Here is a 15,829-nt window from a genome sequence, read left to right as displayed (position 1 = left end):
CGACTTAACCGTTCAAGACACGTTTTGGGAACGTTACCGGAGGGAAGCAATGTTGCACGAACAGGAACCGCCACACGCCGCGTCGTACTCATCGCCTTTCTTTTATATCTTGCAGCACCAGTCCTCGCCCAGGAGACGATTCAGAAGGACTCAGCCGATGTTCAGGTGCCTGAAGGGTACAGGCTCGAGGTCTTCACAGCCGGCCTCAACTACGTTTCAGACATTACCGAGGCGAACGCTCGCCTCACCTATCACGGCGGACTGGACGCCACAAGCATTCAGGTGAAGGTCGAGGGCGGTGAGATCACCCTCGGTGGGACGGTGGACAACCGCCGTACCACGCGCCTAGCGGAGGACGCGCTCGAGAGGGTCTCGGGCGTCAAGGGTACTCATAACCAGCTACGTCAGCAAGCGCAAGACAAGGCTTAGCGTCAACGGTAGTGAAGACGGTTGCCGCCGAGTGGCAGTGTCTAGAAAGGGGCGTAGAACAATGGCGGAAGATCATAGTGAAGGTGTGAGGAGTACAGCAGCGATCGCTGGTCATCCAGTCCACCCGATGCTGGTTCCTTTCCCGATCGCCTTTTTAATCGGAGCGCTCGCCACCGACCTTGGCTACTGGGCAACAGCTGACCCCTTCTGGGCGGAAGCCTCGCTCTGGCTGGTCGGTGCCGGACTGGTGATGGGTGCGCTGGCCGCTGTTTTCGGCCTGACCGACTTTCTCACCATCAAGCGAGCCCGCGCGCACGACGCCGGCTGGATTCACTTCCTCGGCAATGCCAACGTGCTGGTGCTGGCGCTCGTGAACCTGCTGCTGCGCCGGAACGCTCCTGCGGCAGCCCTCCTGCCCTGGGGGCTCCTCCTCTCGACTGTGACGGTTGCACTCTTGGGTTTGACGGTTTGGTACGGGGGTGAGCTTTCCTACCGGCATCTGATTGGCGTGATCGGGCACGGCAGCAAGCACGACACGTAGGTTTCGGCAAGTCAGGCTGCAGACCAAATGCGAAGTGACGAAGGAGAAAAATCATGCCACGACAACTGCACGACCAGATCGCTGTCATTGCGGGCATCCCACCGGGCATCGCTCGTGAGACAGCCACTCAATTCGGGACTCGAGGTGCTTCTTTTGCTTACGGTAGCGGTGGCAGGAAGAGCGGCACTTCTCCGACGGTTCAGGCGGTGACGGCCTTGTCTGCCCTGTTGGAACACTACCTACCGCCTCGCCTCCGAAGCGAAACGCGGGGCAGCAAGGATCTCCACAGAGAAGAGAGGAACACGCATGACCATCAGGAAAGATGGCGCTATGGATAATGGCCGCAAGGTGAGCAGCCTACCGGGCTGGAAAGTGACAGTAGGAGGGAGTGCCAGGGCCGCAGTGGCGTGCCTGCGTGGTCTCTCGTTTCTGGTAGCGGCGAGCCTCGCGCTGTTGGGCCTAAGCGGATGTTTCCCGATATTCGAGTCCCAAGGCGGGGGTCAGACTGGCTTTCAGGCACCTCGCGAGGTCGAGCCTGCCGACATAGCCCTGCTCGAGGGCTACCGGATCGAGCCAGTCGCCACTGGTCTCACCTTTCCCACCGGGGTGACGTTTGACGATGAGGGACAGGTGTACGTCGTCGAAGCAGGCTACTCCTACGGCGAGGCCTTCACCACGCCGCGTCTGCTGCGCGTGAGGCCTGATGGCGCGCTGAGTGTTATTGCTATAGGCACCAATCCCCCGTGGAACGGCGTTGATTATGCGGATGGCGCCTTTTACATCGCTGAGGGGGGTGTGCTCGAGGGCGGCCGCATTCTCCGTGTAGACATGAACGGCAGCGTTACGCCCCTAGTCAAGGGCCTGCCCAGCCTGGGCGACCATCACACCGACGGTCCGGTCGTCAGGGACGGCTGGGTGTACTTCGGGCAGGGAACTGCCACCAACAGTGCCGTTGTGGGAATAGACAGTTACGATTTCGGTTGGCTGGAGAGGTTTCCGGACTTCCGCGACACTCCCTGCGAGGCCATCACGCTGGCGGGCAAGAACTTTACCACCCCCAACCCCCTCACGGAAGATCTGCAGGACCAGGTCACGACGGGCGCCTTTGTGCCCTTCGGTACGCCGACGGAGCCAGGGCAGGTGATTCCGGGGCAGGTGCCTTGCAACGGCGCGGTAATGCGCGTCCCGCTCGAGGGCGGCCCACCTGAAGTGGTGGCCTGGGGCTTCCGCAATTCCTTCGGGCTGGCCTGGGCGCCCGACGGCAGCTTGTATGTGACGGAAAACCAGTACGATGTCCGCGGCAGCCGCCCCGTGTTCGGCGCCGGTGATTTGCTCTGGCGCGTTACCCCCGACACCTGGTACGGCTGGCCCGACTTCTACGCGGGCCGGCCGCTGACGGACGCGGACTGGTTCCAACCGCCGGGCGAGAGTGCACCTGGCTTTCTGCTCGCAGAGCACCCTGGCGCACCGCCCGAACCGGTGGCGCTGCTCGGCGTCCATTCTTCGTCTAACGGGTTCGACTTCTCCAGCAATCCCGCCTTTGGCTACGCTGGACAGGCGTTCATCGCCCAGTTTGGCGACATGGCCCCGGATGTCGGCAAGGTCATGGCCCCGGTGGGCTTCAAGGTGGTCCGGGTCGATGTGGAGAGCGGCGTCAGCGAGGACTTCGCCGTCAACCGCGACCCTGATGGCCCCGCTTCAAAAGTGGGGGGTGGCGGCCTCGAGCGCCCGGTGGCGGTGCGCTTCAGCCCTGACGGCAGCGACCTATACGTGGTTGATTTCGGCGTCATGACCATGAGCGAGCAGGGGCCGGAGCCTCGCGCGGGCACGGGCGTCCTCTGGCGCATCGCCAGGGAGGAAAAAAGATGAATGGTTGGCCGAGGTTGAGAAAGGCTCTCATCCTGCTGGCGGGCGGACTGGCGCTAACAGGGGTCGGTTGCGGTCCGGCCTATCGCGGCGAGCCTATCCTGGGAGCGCTCGACATCTCGGAGCCGCAGGTGGCTCTGGGGCAGCGAGTCTTTTATGCCAACTGCCAACAATGCCACCCAGGCGGCGCGGGAGGCCTGGGTTTCGCGCTCAACAACAAGCCGCTCACCTCGGGCATGATTAAGTTTCAGGTGCGCAACGGCATCGGCGCGATGCCGTCTTTTTCCGCGGAGAGAATCGGCGATGAGGAGCTGGACGCCCTGGTCGTGTACCTAGCGAGACTGCGAGAGCACGGCAGCGAGGCGGCAAGCCAGTGAGCGCTTCGGTGAGCATATGCTCGGTGGCTAGCGTGCGAGCGCGGGACGTGACGCGGCGCACGCCGGTGCCAAAGGGTGCTCGGGGCATGCTTGATAGTGGTGGTTCATACGGTTGTTCCTCGGTTGCACCAGGGCCACCCAAGCGTGGCCCTGGTGCCACAAAGCTCCATGCGCTTCCTTTCTACGCCCGACAGCGGAGGAGGTGTATGGAAACTGTAAAAAAAGCGGCAGCCACTGGCTGGGCCCGCCAAGATCTTGCCGGCATCGCCCAGGAGGTAGTCAACCTCTACGAGCCCCACCAGTTCTACCCGGTGCTGCACTGCTTCCGTTTCCGCGAGACGCACTACGCGATGGCCAGGGTAGTGCTGGTGGCGATGGACGCCGCGACGCTCATCCGCAGCGGCCTGGACGAGGAGAGGTGTACCTCGCTCGTGCACAGCGCAGCCGTAGCCGCGTTGTGGGGCAGCGGTCAGCAGCTTCTCGAAGCTCTCTCGGCCTCCTTTTTGGCCGACAGCGACCCCGACGGCGGGCCAGGAGAGGAAGCTTTGGTGGCCTGGCGGGAGCGCTACCATCATGCGCTGGTGCGATTCAGGGCGGAGGGCATCGCGGTAGCCGAGGACGCTGAAGCTGGGGCGGACAGCTACGTGTCGCTACGCCGGCAGTGGGATCGGTACGTGTTTGCCTTCGCCGAGATGATGGTCCATGCCTGGGAGGAGGTAGCACCCCTTGAAATCAACGCTTCCAAAGGTGACGAGGCAGAAGGCCGATTCCACCCCGTCGGAAAATAGCAGACTTGACCGGCCCCCCCTGGGGTGGGTATAGTAATGCAGCGGCCAAGAAGGACAGTCACTCCCGCTCCGTAGAAAGAGGTCCTCATGAGCAAGCTGGTTCCAAAGGTAGGCAGGGCCCCTGCTCGAGCGCGTGACCTTTGGTCTCTAGGTGTGCTGCCGGTGTTGGTGGCCGGGGCACTGGCGGGGCTCCTCGGTATCTACTGGGACATCGCCTGGCACATCGACATCGGTCGCGACACATTCTTCACGCCGCCACACAACTTCCTCTACGCGAGCATGGCGACTGTTCTAGTGATGAGCCTCTACGGCCTCTGGCGCGACCGGCGAGAGACGTACCAGCTTACGTCCAGCCGCTCGGCTACGCCGCCTTTGCGCTCATCACGGCACTCGCCCTCGCCGGCGTCACCCGCCTGCTGCGCTGGCTTAAACATCAACCGCGAGCCATCTCGGCGGCTACTGCTCAGCTGAGACCCTAGCGTCAAGGAGAGCTTTCATGAACCCTACCGATTTGAGCCACCTCCCCGTCGGCAAACGCAGCCGCCTTTATGCCATGATAAGCCGGACCGGCGGCCGCCTCGCGATTCTCCCCATCGACCAGGGGCTCGAGCATGGCCCCATCGACTTCTTTGATGCGCCTGAAGCCGCCGACCCGGAGCACCAGTTCCGCCTGGTGGCCGAGGCGGGCTTCTCCGCCATCGCGGTGCACCTGGGCCTGGCCGAGAAGTACCTGCCCAGCTACGCCGAGAGCGTGCCGCTGGTCCTAAAGCTCAACGGCAAAACCAGTATTCCCGCTGACGACGAGGCCTTCAGCCCGCTGACCGGCACCGTGGAGGACGCCCTGCGGCTGGGCGCACTCGCCGTCGGTTACACTCTTTACGTCGGCTCGCCCGCCCAGGACCGCGATATCGCCCAGTTTCAGGCCGTGCGGGCGGAAGCGGAGCGTTACGGCCTGCCCGTCATCGTCTGGGCCTACCCGCGGGGCCGGGACGTCGAGAGGAGGGGCGGCAAGGATTCACCCTTCGCCGTCGAGTACGCGGCTCGAGCGGCGCTGGAACTGGGGGCGGACGTGGTCAAGGTGAACATCCCGCGCTATGACCCCGCCAGGAAAGATCAGTACCCGGGTGACTATCAGGGCGTGGCGGTGGGACCGTCCGAGGCGATGCGCCGGGTGGTCGAGGTGGCGGGCCGCGCCCTGGTGCTCGCCTCGGGCGGGGCGCGGGTGGCCGAGGACGAGGCCGTCACGCAAGCAAGCCTCGCCCTGGAAGCGGGCTGTGCCGGGCTGATCTTCGGGCGCAACGTTTGGCAGCGCTCGTACCCCGGCGCGCTCGAGCTTTCAAAAAGACTCTTGCAGATCGTTAAGGATCACGCTTAAAAGGAGAGCATCATGGCAGACAACAGTGTCTCGTTGGGACAGTACGTGGGTGGCCTCAAGGCCGCGCGAGATCAGATTCACGACCGCGAAGCCTTCCTGGCGCGCGGTGCCCGCAAGTACGACACGCCGAGCCTGGCGGGGTTGCCGATGGTGGGTTTGGGGGGCAGTTGCGGAAAGCCCGCGTTCCTCCTCCCCTACGTCGTGCGCTTCGACAGGGACAAGGTGCTCAAGCTCGAGCAGGTTGCGGAGCGGTTCGACATGTTCGTGGAGTACGGCGCCTACCCCCATCTCAAGCTGAACGACGGCGGTCAGGAGATCGCTGCGGTGCAAGACTGGACGAACGCTGCGCTGGTCTTCATGCGGCCCTCCTACAACCAGAAGGAAGCGCTTCTCGAGGCGCTCGCTGAAGCGTTACGCCCAGACGAGTCATCATGAACCACGACCAGCACAAGCATCACCGCCACGGCGCCAAGAAGCACGCTGATACGACCGACCCCCACGCAGGACACGACGCGGCAGGAAACGTCGAGGGCCGCCTCCGTGACCGGGTCGAGCACGCCCGGCCGCTCGAGACCTCTCCCGCGCACGACGCCCATGCCGGGCATGCGGACCACGACAAGCACGCCGGGCACAGCCCCGAGATGTTCAGGAACCGTTTCTGGTTGAGTTTCGTCCTGACGATTCCCATCTTGTACTTTGACGCGCACTTTCAGGAGTGGTTTGGCTACCAGGCTGTTCAGTTCCCCGGCGTGGCCTGGCTGCAACCCGTCTTGAGCATCATCCTCTACTTCTACGGCGGCTGGCCCTTCGTCGAGGGCGCCTGGCGCGAACTCAGGGCCAAACAGCCGGGGATGATGACGCTGATTGCGCTGGCCATCAGCGTTGCGTTCATCTACAGCCTGACGGTGACCTTCGGCCTGATCGAAGGCATGCCGCTCTACTGGGAGCTGGCCACCCTGATCCTCATCATGCTGCTGGGGCACTGGATCGAGATGGCCAGCGTGCAAGGCGCGAGCCGCGCCCTGGAGCAGCTTGCCTCCCTGGTGCCCGCGACGGCCCACAGGCTGGTGGGAAACAGGAGCGAAGACGTTGCCGTGGAGGAGCTCGAGGAGGGCGACCGTATCCTCATCCGTCCCGGCGAGCAGATTCCCGTCGACGGCGTGGTCATGGACGGCGCCTCGAGCGTGAACGAAGCCTTTCTCACGGGAGAGTCGCGTCCCATCCCCAAAGGGGAAGGCGACGAAGTCATCGCTGGCGCTGTCAACGGCGAGGGAGCGCTCACCGCCGAAGTCAGGCGTACCGGCGACCAGACCACCCTGAGCCAAATCCAGCGCCTCGTCGAGGAGGCCCAGAAGTCGAGGAGCCGCTTTCAGAACCTCGCCGACCGCGCGGCCGCCTGGCTCACCTATATCGCCCTCGGCGCAGGTTCTCTCACGCTGATCGCCTGGCTCCTCTTGGGTTTCGCCCCGAACTTCGCCATCACCCGCATGGTGACGGTGATGGTGATTGCCTGCCCGCACGCGCTGGGCCTGGCCATTCCTCTCGTCATCGTCAACGCCACCTCGATGGCGGCACGAAACGGCATCCTGGTGCGCAACCGCGAGGCCTTTGAGCGCGCCCGCGACCTCAAGATCGTCGCTTTCGACAAGACCGGCACCCTGACCGAGGGCAAGTTCGGGGTGCGCGCGGTCTACGTTGCCGACCTGCCCGAAGACGAGGCGCTTCGTCTCGCCGCGGCGCTCGAGGCGAGAAGCGAGCATCCCCTCGCGCAAGCCGTGGTCGAGGAAGCCGAAGGGCGCGGCCTCGAGTCGCCTAGCGTCAGCGACTTCAAAGTCGTGGCCGGAAAGGGCGTCGAGGGTGTGGTTGAAGGCGCAAGCTACCGCATCGGCCGTCCCGAGTGGGTTTCAGAGCAGGGGCTCGAGCTCCCTGGTGAGCTCGAGAAGGGCCTGAACGAGGCCGAAGCCCGCGGTGAAAGCGTGATTGCCATGATGGACGAGAGGCGCGTGCTGGCCCTCTTCGCCCTGGCCGACAGGGTGCGCGAGAGTGCCCGCGAGACGGTGCGCGCCCTCAAGGCACTAGGCGTCCAGCCCGTCATGATCACCGGCGACGCCGAGGCCGTCGCCAGGACCGTGGCCAAGGACATCGGCATCGAGCGTTATCACGCGCGCGTCCTGCCTCAGGATAAGGCCAAGATCGTCTCGGAGCTCAAGCGGGATGGCCAGACGGCATTTGTAGGCGACGGCATCAACGATGCCCCAGCACTCTTAGAAGCCGACCTTGGCATCGCCATCGGCGCGGGCACTAACGTGGCTATCGAGTCGGCCGACCTGGTTCTCACCCACGATGACCCGCTCGACGTGACGCGCGTGGTGAAGCTCTCCAAGGCAAGCTACGGCAAGATGATCCAGAACCTCTTCTGGGCGACCGGTTACAACGTGGTGGCATTACCGCTGGCGGCAGGCGTCGCATACGGCTGGGGCCTTCTGCTCTCTCCTGCCGTGGGGGCCGTCCTGATGAGCGTTTCGACGGTCGTCGTGGCCATCAACGCCGTGCTGTTACGGCGGGTCAAGCTGGTGTGAGAGCTCTTTGAAGCCGAGCTTTACAAAACCTTAACAAAACAGCAGTATAAAGAGCTCAGGTATGGGCTCTTAACTTTAGGTAGTGAAGGTGATTCGCCCCGCCGACCCTTCGGGAAAGGGCTTGTAACTGTCACAGCAGGATTTTATTCGTCGAAGACGTAAACAGCGAACAAAGAATGGAAGGAGTCATAATGAATCACGTTCAGGACATGCTCAGAACTCACCCACGCCAACCGCAGGTCGATATGGCCGCTCTCGTCAACTGCATCGAAGAGTGTTTTAGTTGCGCGCAGAGTTGCACAAGTTGCGCTGATGCCTGCCTCGGCGAGCAGAACGTCCAGGAAGTGGTGCAGTGCATTCGCTTTAACTTGGACTGCGCGGACGTGTGCGATGCGACGGGAAGAGTCCTGTCCCGCCAGACGCAGCCCGACTGGAACCTCATTCGCAGCCAGCTTCAAGCCTGCGCCACCGCCTGCCAGGTGTGCGGCGCCGAGTGCGAAAGGCACGCCGGGCACATGGAACACTGCCGGGTCTGCGCCGAAGCCTGCCGCCGCTGCGAGGAGGCCTGCAACAGGCTACTGTCCGCCATCCCCGCCTAACGAACGTTCAGGCCCACACCTAGCATGAGAGCCCATACCTACCAAAGCGTGCTGGAACAAAGAGCTTTGTGAAAGCCAATGCTACCTTAGAACATCGACATGAGGAATCCACAAACGTGAACGCTTGCTTGAATCGTCGCGTCTTTGATCGGCCTAACGTGGTCGTGTACAGTATGGTTGCTTACCACTGGCAGCCATAAGGTGTGGTGTCGGGCCTCGGAAACTCTCCGTGAACAGGTTTAACTGATGAGCCGTAGGGTGACGTACACAGCGCTAGTTGTGGCTTTACTGGTACTGGCGGTTATCGCGGCGCTGCTGATTTGGACGCTCAGAAGCCCTGCCAACGGCACTGTGTACTTTGTTAGAAGCCAGCAGCTTGACTCTCGACTGGAGCCGGTCAGCCGCCCTTTGGGTGTTCAGGATCAAGAAGCCAGACTCAAGAACGCACTTGACGCTCTGATTGCGGGACCTAACGCCGAGGAAAAGGCCCGCGGGCTCAGCTCAGCGATGCCCCAAGAGACCAGGGTCCTGGACTTAGATTTCGCGGGCGGCTTGGTCACCGTGAACCTGTCGGCTGAATTTGAGCGTGGTGGCGGCACCACACTTATGACGGCGCGTCTCAACCAACTGTTTTACACCCTAACCGAGGATCCCGCGGTCACGCGTGTGTCTCTTGATGTTGAAGGTTGGCCGGTAAAGGTTTTTAGCGGTCAGGGGTTGATTATTGACAACCCCTGGGACCGGACTTACCATGAAACGCTCCCAGTCTGGTAGTTTGACGGCGCCGACTTTCAGTGTGTTGGTATAGCGCCGCATCTGCGGAGCTGAGGGGTAAGCTGGCTGCTATCTTAGCATGCTATACTGGCCGCAGTGCGTCCTCCACGTCCGCCCGTTCAGCATGAACCCTTGTCTCACGTCCCACTCGAGCGACAGGCGGATGGGTTCGAATGGCGGAAGTCCCGATGACGCAATTTATCTTGAGGGTCCTCATCTCGGCGCTCATCGTTGCCACGGTTGCCGAGGTGGCGAAGCGCTACACGCTTTTCGCGGCCATCATTGCCTCACTGCCCTTAACTTCTGTCCTGGCGATCATCTGGCTTTATTACGACACTCGAGATGTTGAGCCTATCATCGACCTATCGAGTTCGATCTTCTGGGCGGTACTTCCCTCACTGCTCTTCTTCGTCGCCCTCCCAACACTGCTCAGACTGGGTTTGAAGTTCGTGCCTTCACTGCTGCTGTCCGCAGCCGTTATGATTGTGGCCTATAGCCTCTATGTTGCCCTGATGGGGCGCTTTGGCGTTAAGCTTTAAGGCAGCACGGCACCGCCTCAATACGGCGCGAAAGGGATCATGATGCTAGACTGTCAAGGCTCGCCAACCAGCCCCTTTGCAGCGCGTATACGGCGGCCTCAGTGCGGTTACGGACGTCGAGCAACTGGTACACCTCTGACAATAGGTTGCGGATGGCTTTTTCTGACATGCCCAACGCGCCGGCAATCTCGCGGTTTGAGGCTCCTTGAGTCAAGAATCGCAGCACTTGTCGCTGACGCTCGGTGAGCGTAGGCTCGTCATTTCTTTCTAGAAACCTCGCGTTACCCTGTCCATAGCGCGCAAGCAGGGGCTCGACCGCATCGTGCGCCAAGGGCTTGTGCTGCCCGACCGCCCGGCGAATGGCCACAGCGAGCACTTCCGCCTCCGCGTGCTTCGGCAGGTACGCTGTCACGCCCACTTCGACGGCCTCAAGTACACTGCGTCGGCTGATCTCGATGGCTAGAAGGATGATGCGGGTCCCTGGAGTACAAATCATGAGGCTCTGCGCGACCTCGAGGCCGCTCATGTCGGGCAGCTGAAGGTCAATAAGAGCCACGTCGGGGCTGAGCTCGAGGCAGAGCCGGAGGGCTTGCTCTCCCGTGGCGGCCTCGCCGATAACCCGAAAGTCAGGTTGGTGGTTGAGCAGGTGCCCTAGCGCCTGCCGGAAGAGCTTGAACGCGTCGCAGATAAACAGCCGCGTGCGCTTTTGCTGTTCGATGTTCGAGGTGCACGGCATGTCGAGCTCCTCTGCCGGCGTTACCGTCCCGAAAAGCTAGCCTCCGACACAGGCGTTTAGGGCAACATCGCCTCGATTTGACTCTGCAGGATGCCCCGATTGAGTTCACCGACCTGTTTGCCGCGGATAATGCCGTCCGCACCGATAAAGATTGTGGTGGGCAGGCCGACGCCACCAAAGCTGGCGTAAAGGTCATGGCTGCGGTCGACTCCAGGCGTGTCGCCGGGGGCGTCCACCCAGATGGGATAATCGACCCCGACGGAGTCGATGTACCTTCGCACGGTGGCCGCCGGTTCACCCAGGTCGACCCCGACGATGGTCACGCCGCGGGGACCATACTCGGCCTGGATGGCGTCGAGCAAAGGCATCTCGCGGCGGCAGGGTGGGCACCAGGTGGCCCAGAAGTTGAGTACCACGGCCTGTCCCTCGAGGCTCGAGAACGTGACGGCCTCACCGTCGAGCGTCTGCAAGGTGAAATCCGGCACCGTGTCGCCCGCGCGCAGAATTCCTGGGCTGGGCCTCAGCGTGGTTAGGGCGAAGAGCCCTCCAAAGAGCAGGGCGGCAACGCCAAAGCCGCTCGCCAGCGCCCTCAGGTGGGGGCCGCGCTCGGTGGAGCCGCGCCACCACAGGCGCCAAAGCATGTAAGCCGCGCCGACCAGGAGGCCTGCGGCGGGTAGGTAACCCGGCTGCCAGAGGTAGAGCGCGGTCCACGGAGCGTCCCGGTAGGCGCTCCAGTTAAGAATCACGAAACCCAGGCGGGCGCCCAGCAGCCCCAGCCAAACGCTCGTTTCGGCCACGCTGCTGACCCAGGGCGCGTCCAGGCCGTCGCGCTTGGCAGCGCGAGCGGCCGCCCAGATGGCCAGCAGCAGCGAGAGCAGGAGGCCCACCCGCAGCGTAGGAACCAGCAACGGCCCCACCGTAAGGACGTCGGGCATTACCAGTGCCTCTCGCGTCGCCAGCCACCCTTGGCCGTCACGAGGACGAGGAGCAGTAGGGCCAGCGCGCTCAAGCCGACCACCCAGTCGCCCCAGCGGACGTAGGGCGTCAGCGTATCGCTGAGGGCTACTTGGGCTGTGAAGGCCGCGCGTTCTCCTCTGGGGAAGCGTTGCGTAACCCGGCCCAGCGGGTCGATCACCGCCGTGATGCCGTCGTTGCCGGCGCGCGCGACGTAACGCCGGGTCTCGATGGCCCTGACGCGGCCCATCTGAAAGTGCTGTTCGGCCCCGGTGGTGCGGCCGAACCAGGCGTCGTTGGAGATGTTGACCAGCAGGTTGGCGCCGCTGCGGGCCATGTCTCGTGCCGGCTGGGAGAAGGCGGACTCGTAGCAGATGTAGGTGCCCGCCCGGATGTCATTAAGCTCGAGTGTTCGGTAGCTCTCCCCCGGCAGAGCGCCGGTCATGCCGGGCAGACCGATGGCGGCGAAGAGGGGGTCGTAAGCGAAGGCCAGCGAGTCACGCAGCGGGAAGAACTCCCCGAAGGGAACCAGCTTGACCTTGTCGTAGCGCCCCGTGACGCCCCCCGTAAAGCCATAGGCGCTGTTGCGGAAACCGTCCTGTTCGATGGTGGGCGCGCCGAGGATGAGCGGGGTGTTTAGGCTCGAGAGCACTTCCTGGACCAAGTCGAGCGTCGGCGGCAGGGGCGAGGCCCCTTCAGGCCAGATGATGAGGTCGAGACCACCGTCCCCGGCCCTCAGTCCGCGCCTGCTCAGGTCGGCGTAGAGCTCGAGCTCGCCCAGGGAACGGGCTTGAGCCCTCTCGAAGGGGTTGACCGAGCCCTGGACCAGCAAGACGTTGCGGTCCGGCGCAGGTGCTAGGGTCACTAGACCCGCCCTAGTGGGCGCATGAGGTGATTCAGGCCGGCTCAGGCCGTAGCCGGCTGCGGCGAGGAGCACCCCGGCTATGCTCAGCACGGGCCACCATAGCTTGAACCGCGCCGCGGCCAGTGCGGCCGCGCTCCAAGCGACCAGCAGGCTCACTAGGGCGACCCCACCCAGGTCAGCCACCTGAATGATGGGCGTGGGCAAAAACGCGTAACCCAGCGTGCCCCAGGTAAAGCCCAGCGTGCCGAGGCTGCGCAGATGCTCCACCACCACCCAGACAAAGGGCAACGTCAGCAGGGTATAGCGCCCGGTCATGCGGCCGAACACGGCTGTTACGCCCCAGAAAACGCCCAGCAGCGGGGGCAAGATGAGCATGGGCAGGGTGATGCCCGGGCCGAACAGATCCGCGAAGCTTACAGGAAGCCACAGCAGGTGCACTGCGAAGAAGCCCAAACCCGCTAGGAAGCCGAGTTTGAAGGCGTCCTCGAGCCTCGGCGTGACCGCGATGAGACCGAAGAGCCAGGCCAGCGGCAAGGGCGCCAGGAAAGACCACGGGTAAGGAAGAAAGAGCAGTGCCAGAATGACGCCGGACGTCAGGGCCTGCAGGGAAAGCCTCGAGCCTCGGGCTTGGCCGAAGTTCCCTGCAGTTGTCAGCAACCGAGCGGGCGAAGGCGAGAACACAGCAGCGACTATAGGACGGCAATGTAAAGCTTGGATAAAGTCCTAGCGCTTACAGCTTTCACTCACCGGCTTTGGCTCAGCAGACGGACGCAGTCCGACGGTGGCGCCTCGCCATCGACGATGCTTTGCATCCAGGCCAGAGCGTCACGAAAGCCAACCTGCCTGACCTGAAAGTGATGAACCCCAGGGTAGACGCGGTAGGTGACGCTCGCGCCCAGGCTGCACTGCTGCCGCACGAAGGCGTCCTGCGAGGGGGTGGTGACGATAGGATCGGCGCCGCCGTGGAGGATGAGGGAGGGCACCTCACCGCGGACTACACCCGTCGAGTTCATGTCAAGTGCGGCCTGCAGGTTTGGAAACTGCTCCGCAAGGCGTCCGCTGACTAGAGCGTCATAAAACTCCGCTTGATAGACTTGCCGTGGATCCTGGCCGTAGTACGTGGACATTTCGTCAATGCACCTGCCGGTGACGTCCTGCTCAAAAGTGGGGATCCAGCGGGGGTTCAGCACGCGTGCGACGTCGGCCGTGTCGGGGCCGTAGTACTGGGCATAGGCATAAAGGATGTAGGGCGTGAAGTAGGGAATGTCACGCATCAGGGCAGCGACATTTGTGGTCGCCCCGTAACCTATGACCCCACGAACGTTGATTTCGGGCGCGTAATCGGGCGCGAGATCGGTGGCGGCAAAGATCGCGTGGCCGCCTTGCGAGTAGCCCGCCAGAAAGACGTCGTCGCTTGGTGCAACCAACAAGGGTGAGTTCTCGAAAACAGCATAAACGGCTCTGGCCGCGTCCAGCATCACCCGGCCTTCCAGATCGGCCACGAAGTAGTAGTGCAGGCCCTCTGCGTCGTTGAAGCCCTGATAATCCGGGAGAATGCCGATGTATCCCTGGCTCGCGTACGAGAGCATGTGCGCTCGGTAGTTGCCCCAGTTGCGCACTTCAGGGAGTTCCCTGGAGGGCGCGCACTTGCCGACGATTCCCGTGGTTCCCGAACCCATCATGTAAACAGGCACCTCGCCCAAGTAGTCGAGCCTGGGTATGTAGAGCTGCGCGACGATGTCGATAGGGTTATCGTCCTCATCGGTACTGGTAAAGGTCAGTAGGTACAGGTCCACCGCGTAATGGGCTTGGGGGGGTGTCACCCTCGAGTAGAGCTTAGTGCTATAGGCGTTAATCTCAGCGGTTGAGAACGATTGAACAAACCGCATTTGGCTGATCGCGCCGCGCCAGTCGCTTTCTTGCGCCGCAGCAAAGGCCGGAATCAGCCACAGCGCCAGACACGCCGTGACGAGCCCAGGTCGCAACTGGAGCTCCGCTCGCCTCCAAAGGCTGACAGGAATGGTCATTGGGCGCGCTTCAAGTACAGCCAGTCACGCCCGAGCCGTACAGCTAGGCCATCACCACCCAAGCGAAGGGCAACAGCGCGGCTTTCTCCTACGGCGCCGTTGCGATGAGGCCGAAGGGCCAGGCGAGAGGCGACGGCGCCGGGCAGGAAGGACCATGGGTAAAAAGGGCCAAGACAACACCAGCCATCAGAGCTTGAAGCGTTGTGCTCGAGCTGTGGAAAGGCTCTTGTCTTGGTGTTCAATAACCTGATGGGGGGAGCGGATGGCATAGTCACTTCACTATAGGGTGCGAATGTAAAGTCTCAATAAAGCTCGTCATCCCCTTCCACTAACCTTTTCAGACAGGAGGCCAAGGGCAAAGCAGATGATGGTAGGTAAGGCTTGTGGGGCTAAGGGACTCTCTGGAATTAAACCATCCCGTAACAGGTACGGTAGGTCCCCAGGGAATCGTGGTCACGTTACAAAGCCCTTCAGGCCCCCACAAGATCGCCCTCGGCGCTTAGGCCTAGGCGGCTCATAGGGTGGAGGCGCTACCTTGAAGCAGAGCAATTCTTTGACAGACCAGCAGTGGTTGGTCAGGCCTACCGCCATTGCCGGGGTGCGCTTGACCCAGCGGTGACGATGTGTGTACCCGCTGTGCAGGGCACTTTCAAGGTAGAGCTTCAGACGCAGACTCTACCCGCTACGCCGGGCACTTTGGTGGGGTGTGCAGAAGTTGTAGAGGCAGCCGACCAGGTGCATGCTTTGTTCAAGCAGCTCCGGGGTGCGCACCAGAGCGCGAAGGTGCCCTGCTTTAGCGGGTACTGCGCCTTGCCAGGCAGGCCAGGCGCTGCCGGAAGGTGGCGTTGAGCCGCTCGATGTAGGCGGTCACTTCGTGGTGCTGCGCGAAGTTGATACACCCGCCCCCTTGACTCTCACGTAGTACGCGCCCGACCATCTCCTCACTGCCTTGAGTGATGCGGCGCTCGACAGCGAGAACACCCTCTACGCGCCTCTTGATGACCTGCACGATAGCAATGTAGTACCCGCACTAGCGGGGGCCTAGTGGCCCTACACTGTGCTCCCGAACGCCTGAGCCACTCGCAAACGGTGCGTTCGTCAAAACCAAAGGCGGCGACCACAGCCTGGACGGGGCAGCCGTGAGCTAACAGTGTCACCACCAGCACGACCAGGTCGGTTCTCTTCTTGAGGCCGTTCGCCCAGCTCGACTGGGTAGTAAAAGGGTGTTCCCTTGGTCTCGCTGAAGGTCTTGCCGCAACTCTTGCAGAGGTAGCGCCTTTCCTTCTTGCTGTGGACATTGATGTTGCTTGCGCCTACCTTGCCTCTAGCTTTTTCGCGTAGCTCCCCGCAGGGACAGTCGGGGTTGGGGCAGAATTGTTC

The 15,829-nt window shown here is 62.7% G+C and carries 17 protein-coding genes; 12 read left to right on the top strand and 5 right to left on the bottom strand.

From position 1 onward, the window contains the following. Positions 1-165: 165 nt before the first annotated feature. The 12 genes from M3498_06685 (at position 166) to M3498_06630 (ending at position 9,867) form a co-directional block, all read left to right on the top strand. Positions 166-429 (top strand): BON domain-containing protein, encoded by a 264-nt coding sequence (locus tag M3498_06685; protein ID MDQ3458969.1) that lies wholly within the window; start codon positions 166-168, stop codon positions 427-429. A gap of 127 nt (positions 430-556) precedes the next feature. Next, entirely contained in the window at positions 557-970 is a 414-nt protein-coding gene (locus tag M3498_06680; GenBank protein ID MDQ3458968.1) for a DUF2231 domain-containing protein, read from the top strand. Between the two features lie 429 nt (positions 971-1,399). Continuing rightward, positions 1,400-2,839, top strand: a complete 1,440-nt coding sequence (locus M3498_06675; protein ID MDQ3458967.1) for a glucose dehydrogenase — start codon at positions 1,400-1,402, stop codon at positions 2,837-2,839. A 14-nt stretch (positions 2,840-2,853) separates the two neighbouring features. After that, positions 2,854-3,213, top strand: coding sequence for a cytochrome c (locus M3498_06670; protein MDQ3458966.1), 360 nt, complete (start codon positions 2,854-2,856; stop codon positions 3,211-3,213). A 206-nt stretch (positions 3,214-3,419) separates the two neighbouring features. Beyond that, a complete protein-coding gene (locus tag M3498_06665; GenBank protein MDQ3458965.1) occupies positions 3,420-4,001 on the top strand; it encodes a hypothetical protein in 582 nt (193 codons plus the stop codon). Positions 4,002-4,088: 87 nt separating this feature from the next. Next, positions 4,089-4,472: a hypothetical protein gene (locus tag M3498_06660; protein ID MDQ3458964.1), complete on the top strand. Its 384-nt coding sequence runs from the start codon at positions 4,089-4,091 to the stop codon at positions 4,470-4,472. A gap of 25 nt (positions 4,473-4,497) precedes the next feature. Continuing rightward, positions 4,498-5,376, top strand: a complete 879-nt coding sequence (locus tag M3498_06655) for a fructose-bisphosphate aldolase (GenBank protein MDQ3458963.1) — start codon at positions 4,498-4,500, stop codon at positions 5,374-5,376. Between the two features lie 12 nt (positions 5,377-5,388). Continuing rightward, positions 5,389-5,811, top strand: coding sequence for a hypothetical protein (locus M3498_06650; protein ID MDQ3458962.1), 423 nt, complete (start codon positions 5,389-5,391; stop codon positions 5,809-5,811). Next, positions 5,808-7,955 carry a heavy metal translocating P-type ATPase gene (locus tag M3498_06645; GenBank protein ID MDQ3458961.1) on the top strand — a complete coding sequence of 716 codons (2,148 nt, stop codon included), beginning with the start codon at positions 5,808-5,810 and terminating at the stop codon, positions 7,953-7,955. Before M3498_06650 ends, M3498_06645 begins: the two co-directional genes overlap by 4 nt. Positions 7,956-8,146: 191 nt before the next feature. After that, entirely contained in the window at positions 8,147-8,554 is a 408-nt protein-coding gene (locus M3498_06640) for a four-helix bundle copper-binding protein (GenBank protein MDQ3458960.1), read from the top strand. Positions 8,555-8,812: 258 nt separating this feature from the next. Then, a complete protein-coding gene (locus M3498_06635) occupies positions 8,813-9,328 on the top strand; it encodes a GerMN domain-containing protein (GenBank protein ID MDQ3458959.1) in 516 nt (171 codons plus the stop codon). Positions 9,329-9,501: 173 nt separating this feature from the next. Beyond that, positions 9,502-9,867, top strand: coding sequence for a DUF3147 family protein (locus tag M3498_06630; GenBank protein MDQ3458958.1), 366 nt, complete (start codon positions 9,502-9,504; stop codon positions 9,865-9,867). A gap of 37 nt (positions 9,868-9,904) precedes the next feature. Here the strand turns inward: M3498_06630 and M3498_06625 are convergent, their stop codons facing one another. From M3498_06625 to M3498_06605, 5 genes are all read right to left on the bottom strand, one after another. Next, entirely contained in the window at positions 9,905-10,603 is a 699-nt protein-coding gene (locus tag M3498_06625) for a response regulator transcription factor (protein ID MDQ3458957.1), read from the bottom strand. Between the two features lie 56 nt (positions 10,604-10,659). Continuing rightward, positions 10,660-11,538 (bottom strand): TlpA family protein disulfide reductase, encoded by an 879-nt coding sequence (locus M3498_06620; GenBank protein MDQ3458956.1) that lies wholly within the window; start codon positions 11,536-11,538, stop codon positions 10,660-10,662. Next, positions 11,538-13,079: an apolipoprotein N-acyltransferase gene (lnt, locus tag M3498_06615; GenBank protein ID MDQ3458955.1), complete on the bottom strand. Its 1,542-nt coding sequence runs from the start codon at positions 13,077-13,079 to the stop codon at positions 11,538-11,540. Before lnt ends, M3498_06620 begins: the two co-directional genes overlap by 1 nt. 86 nt (positions 13,080-13,165) lie before the next feature. Continuing rightward, positions 13,166-14,449, bottom strand: a complete 1,284-nt coding sequence (locus M3498_06610) for a lipase family protein (GenBank protein ID MDQ3458954.1) — start codon at positions 14,447-14,449, stop codon at positions 13,166-13,168. A gap of 793 nt (positions 14,450-15,242) precedes the next feature. Next, positions 15,243-15,458 carry a hypothetical protein gene (locus M3498_06605; protein MDQ3458953.1) on the bottom strand — a complete coding sequence of 72 codons (216 nt, stop codon included), beginning with the start codon at positions 15,456-15,458 and terminating at the stop codon, positions 15,243-15,245. Positions 15,459-15,829: the final 371 nt, after the last annotated feature.

Source organism: Deinococcota bacterium (assembly GCA_030858465.1).
In the GTDB taxonomy this organism is placed as follows: Bacteria; Deinococcota; Deinococci; order Deinococcales; family Trueperaceae; genus JALZLY01.
Note: the sequence above shows the minus strand (reverse complement) of the source record. Positions and strands in the feature narration are given on the sequence as shown.

Excerpts from the sequence above, each read along its gene's own strand:
- M3498_06640 (MDQ3458960.1), top strand. The coding sequence starts at position 8,147 with ATGAATCACGTTCAGGACATGCTCAGAACTCACCCACGCCAACCGCAG.
- M3498_06650 (MDQ3458962.1), top strand. The coding sequence starts at position 5,389 with ATGGCAGACAACAGTGTCTCGTTGGGACAGTACGTGGGTGGCCTCAAG.
- M3498_06630 (MDQ3458958.1), top strand. The coding sequence starts at position 9,502 with ATGGCGGAAGTCCCGATGACGCAATTTATCTTGAGGGTCCTCATCTCG.
- M3498_06610 (MDQ3458954.1), bottom strand. The coding sequence starts at position 14,449 with ATGACCATTCCTGTCAGCCTTTGGAGGCGAGCGGAGCTCCAGTTGCGA.
- M3498_06660 (MDQ3458964.1), top strand. The coding sequence starts at position 4,089 with ATGAGCAAGCTGGTTCCAAAGGTAGGCAGGGCCCCTGCTCGAGCGCGT.
- M3498_06665 (MDQ3458965.1), top strand. The coding sequence starts at position 3,420 with ATGGAAACTGTAAAAAAAGCGGCAGCCACTGGCTGGGCCCGCCAAGAT.
- M3498_06655 (MDQ3458963.1), top strand. The coding sequence starts at position 4,498 with ATGAACCCTACCGATTTGAGCCACCTCCCCGTCGGCAAACGCAGCCGC.
- M3498_06625 (MDQ3458957.1), bottom strand. The coding sequence starts at position 10,603 with ATGCCGTGCACCTCGAACATCGAACAGCAAAAGCGCACGCGGCTGTTT.
- M3498_06620 (MDQ3458956.1), bottom strand. The coding sequence starts at position 11,538 with ATGCCCGACGTCCTTACGGTGGGGCCGTTGCTGGTTCCTACGCTGCGG.
- M3498_06645 (MDQ3458961.1), top strand. The coding sequence starts at position 5,808 with ATGAACCACGACCAGCACAAGCATCACCGCCACGGCGCCAAGAAGCAC.
- M3498_06680 (MDQ3458968.1), top strand. The coding sequence starts at position 557 with ATGCTGGTTCCTTTCCCGATCGCCTTTTTAATCGGAGCGCTCGCCACC.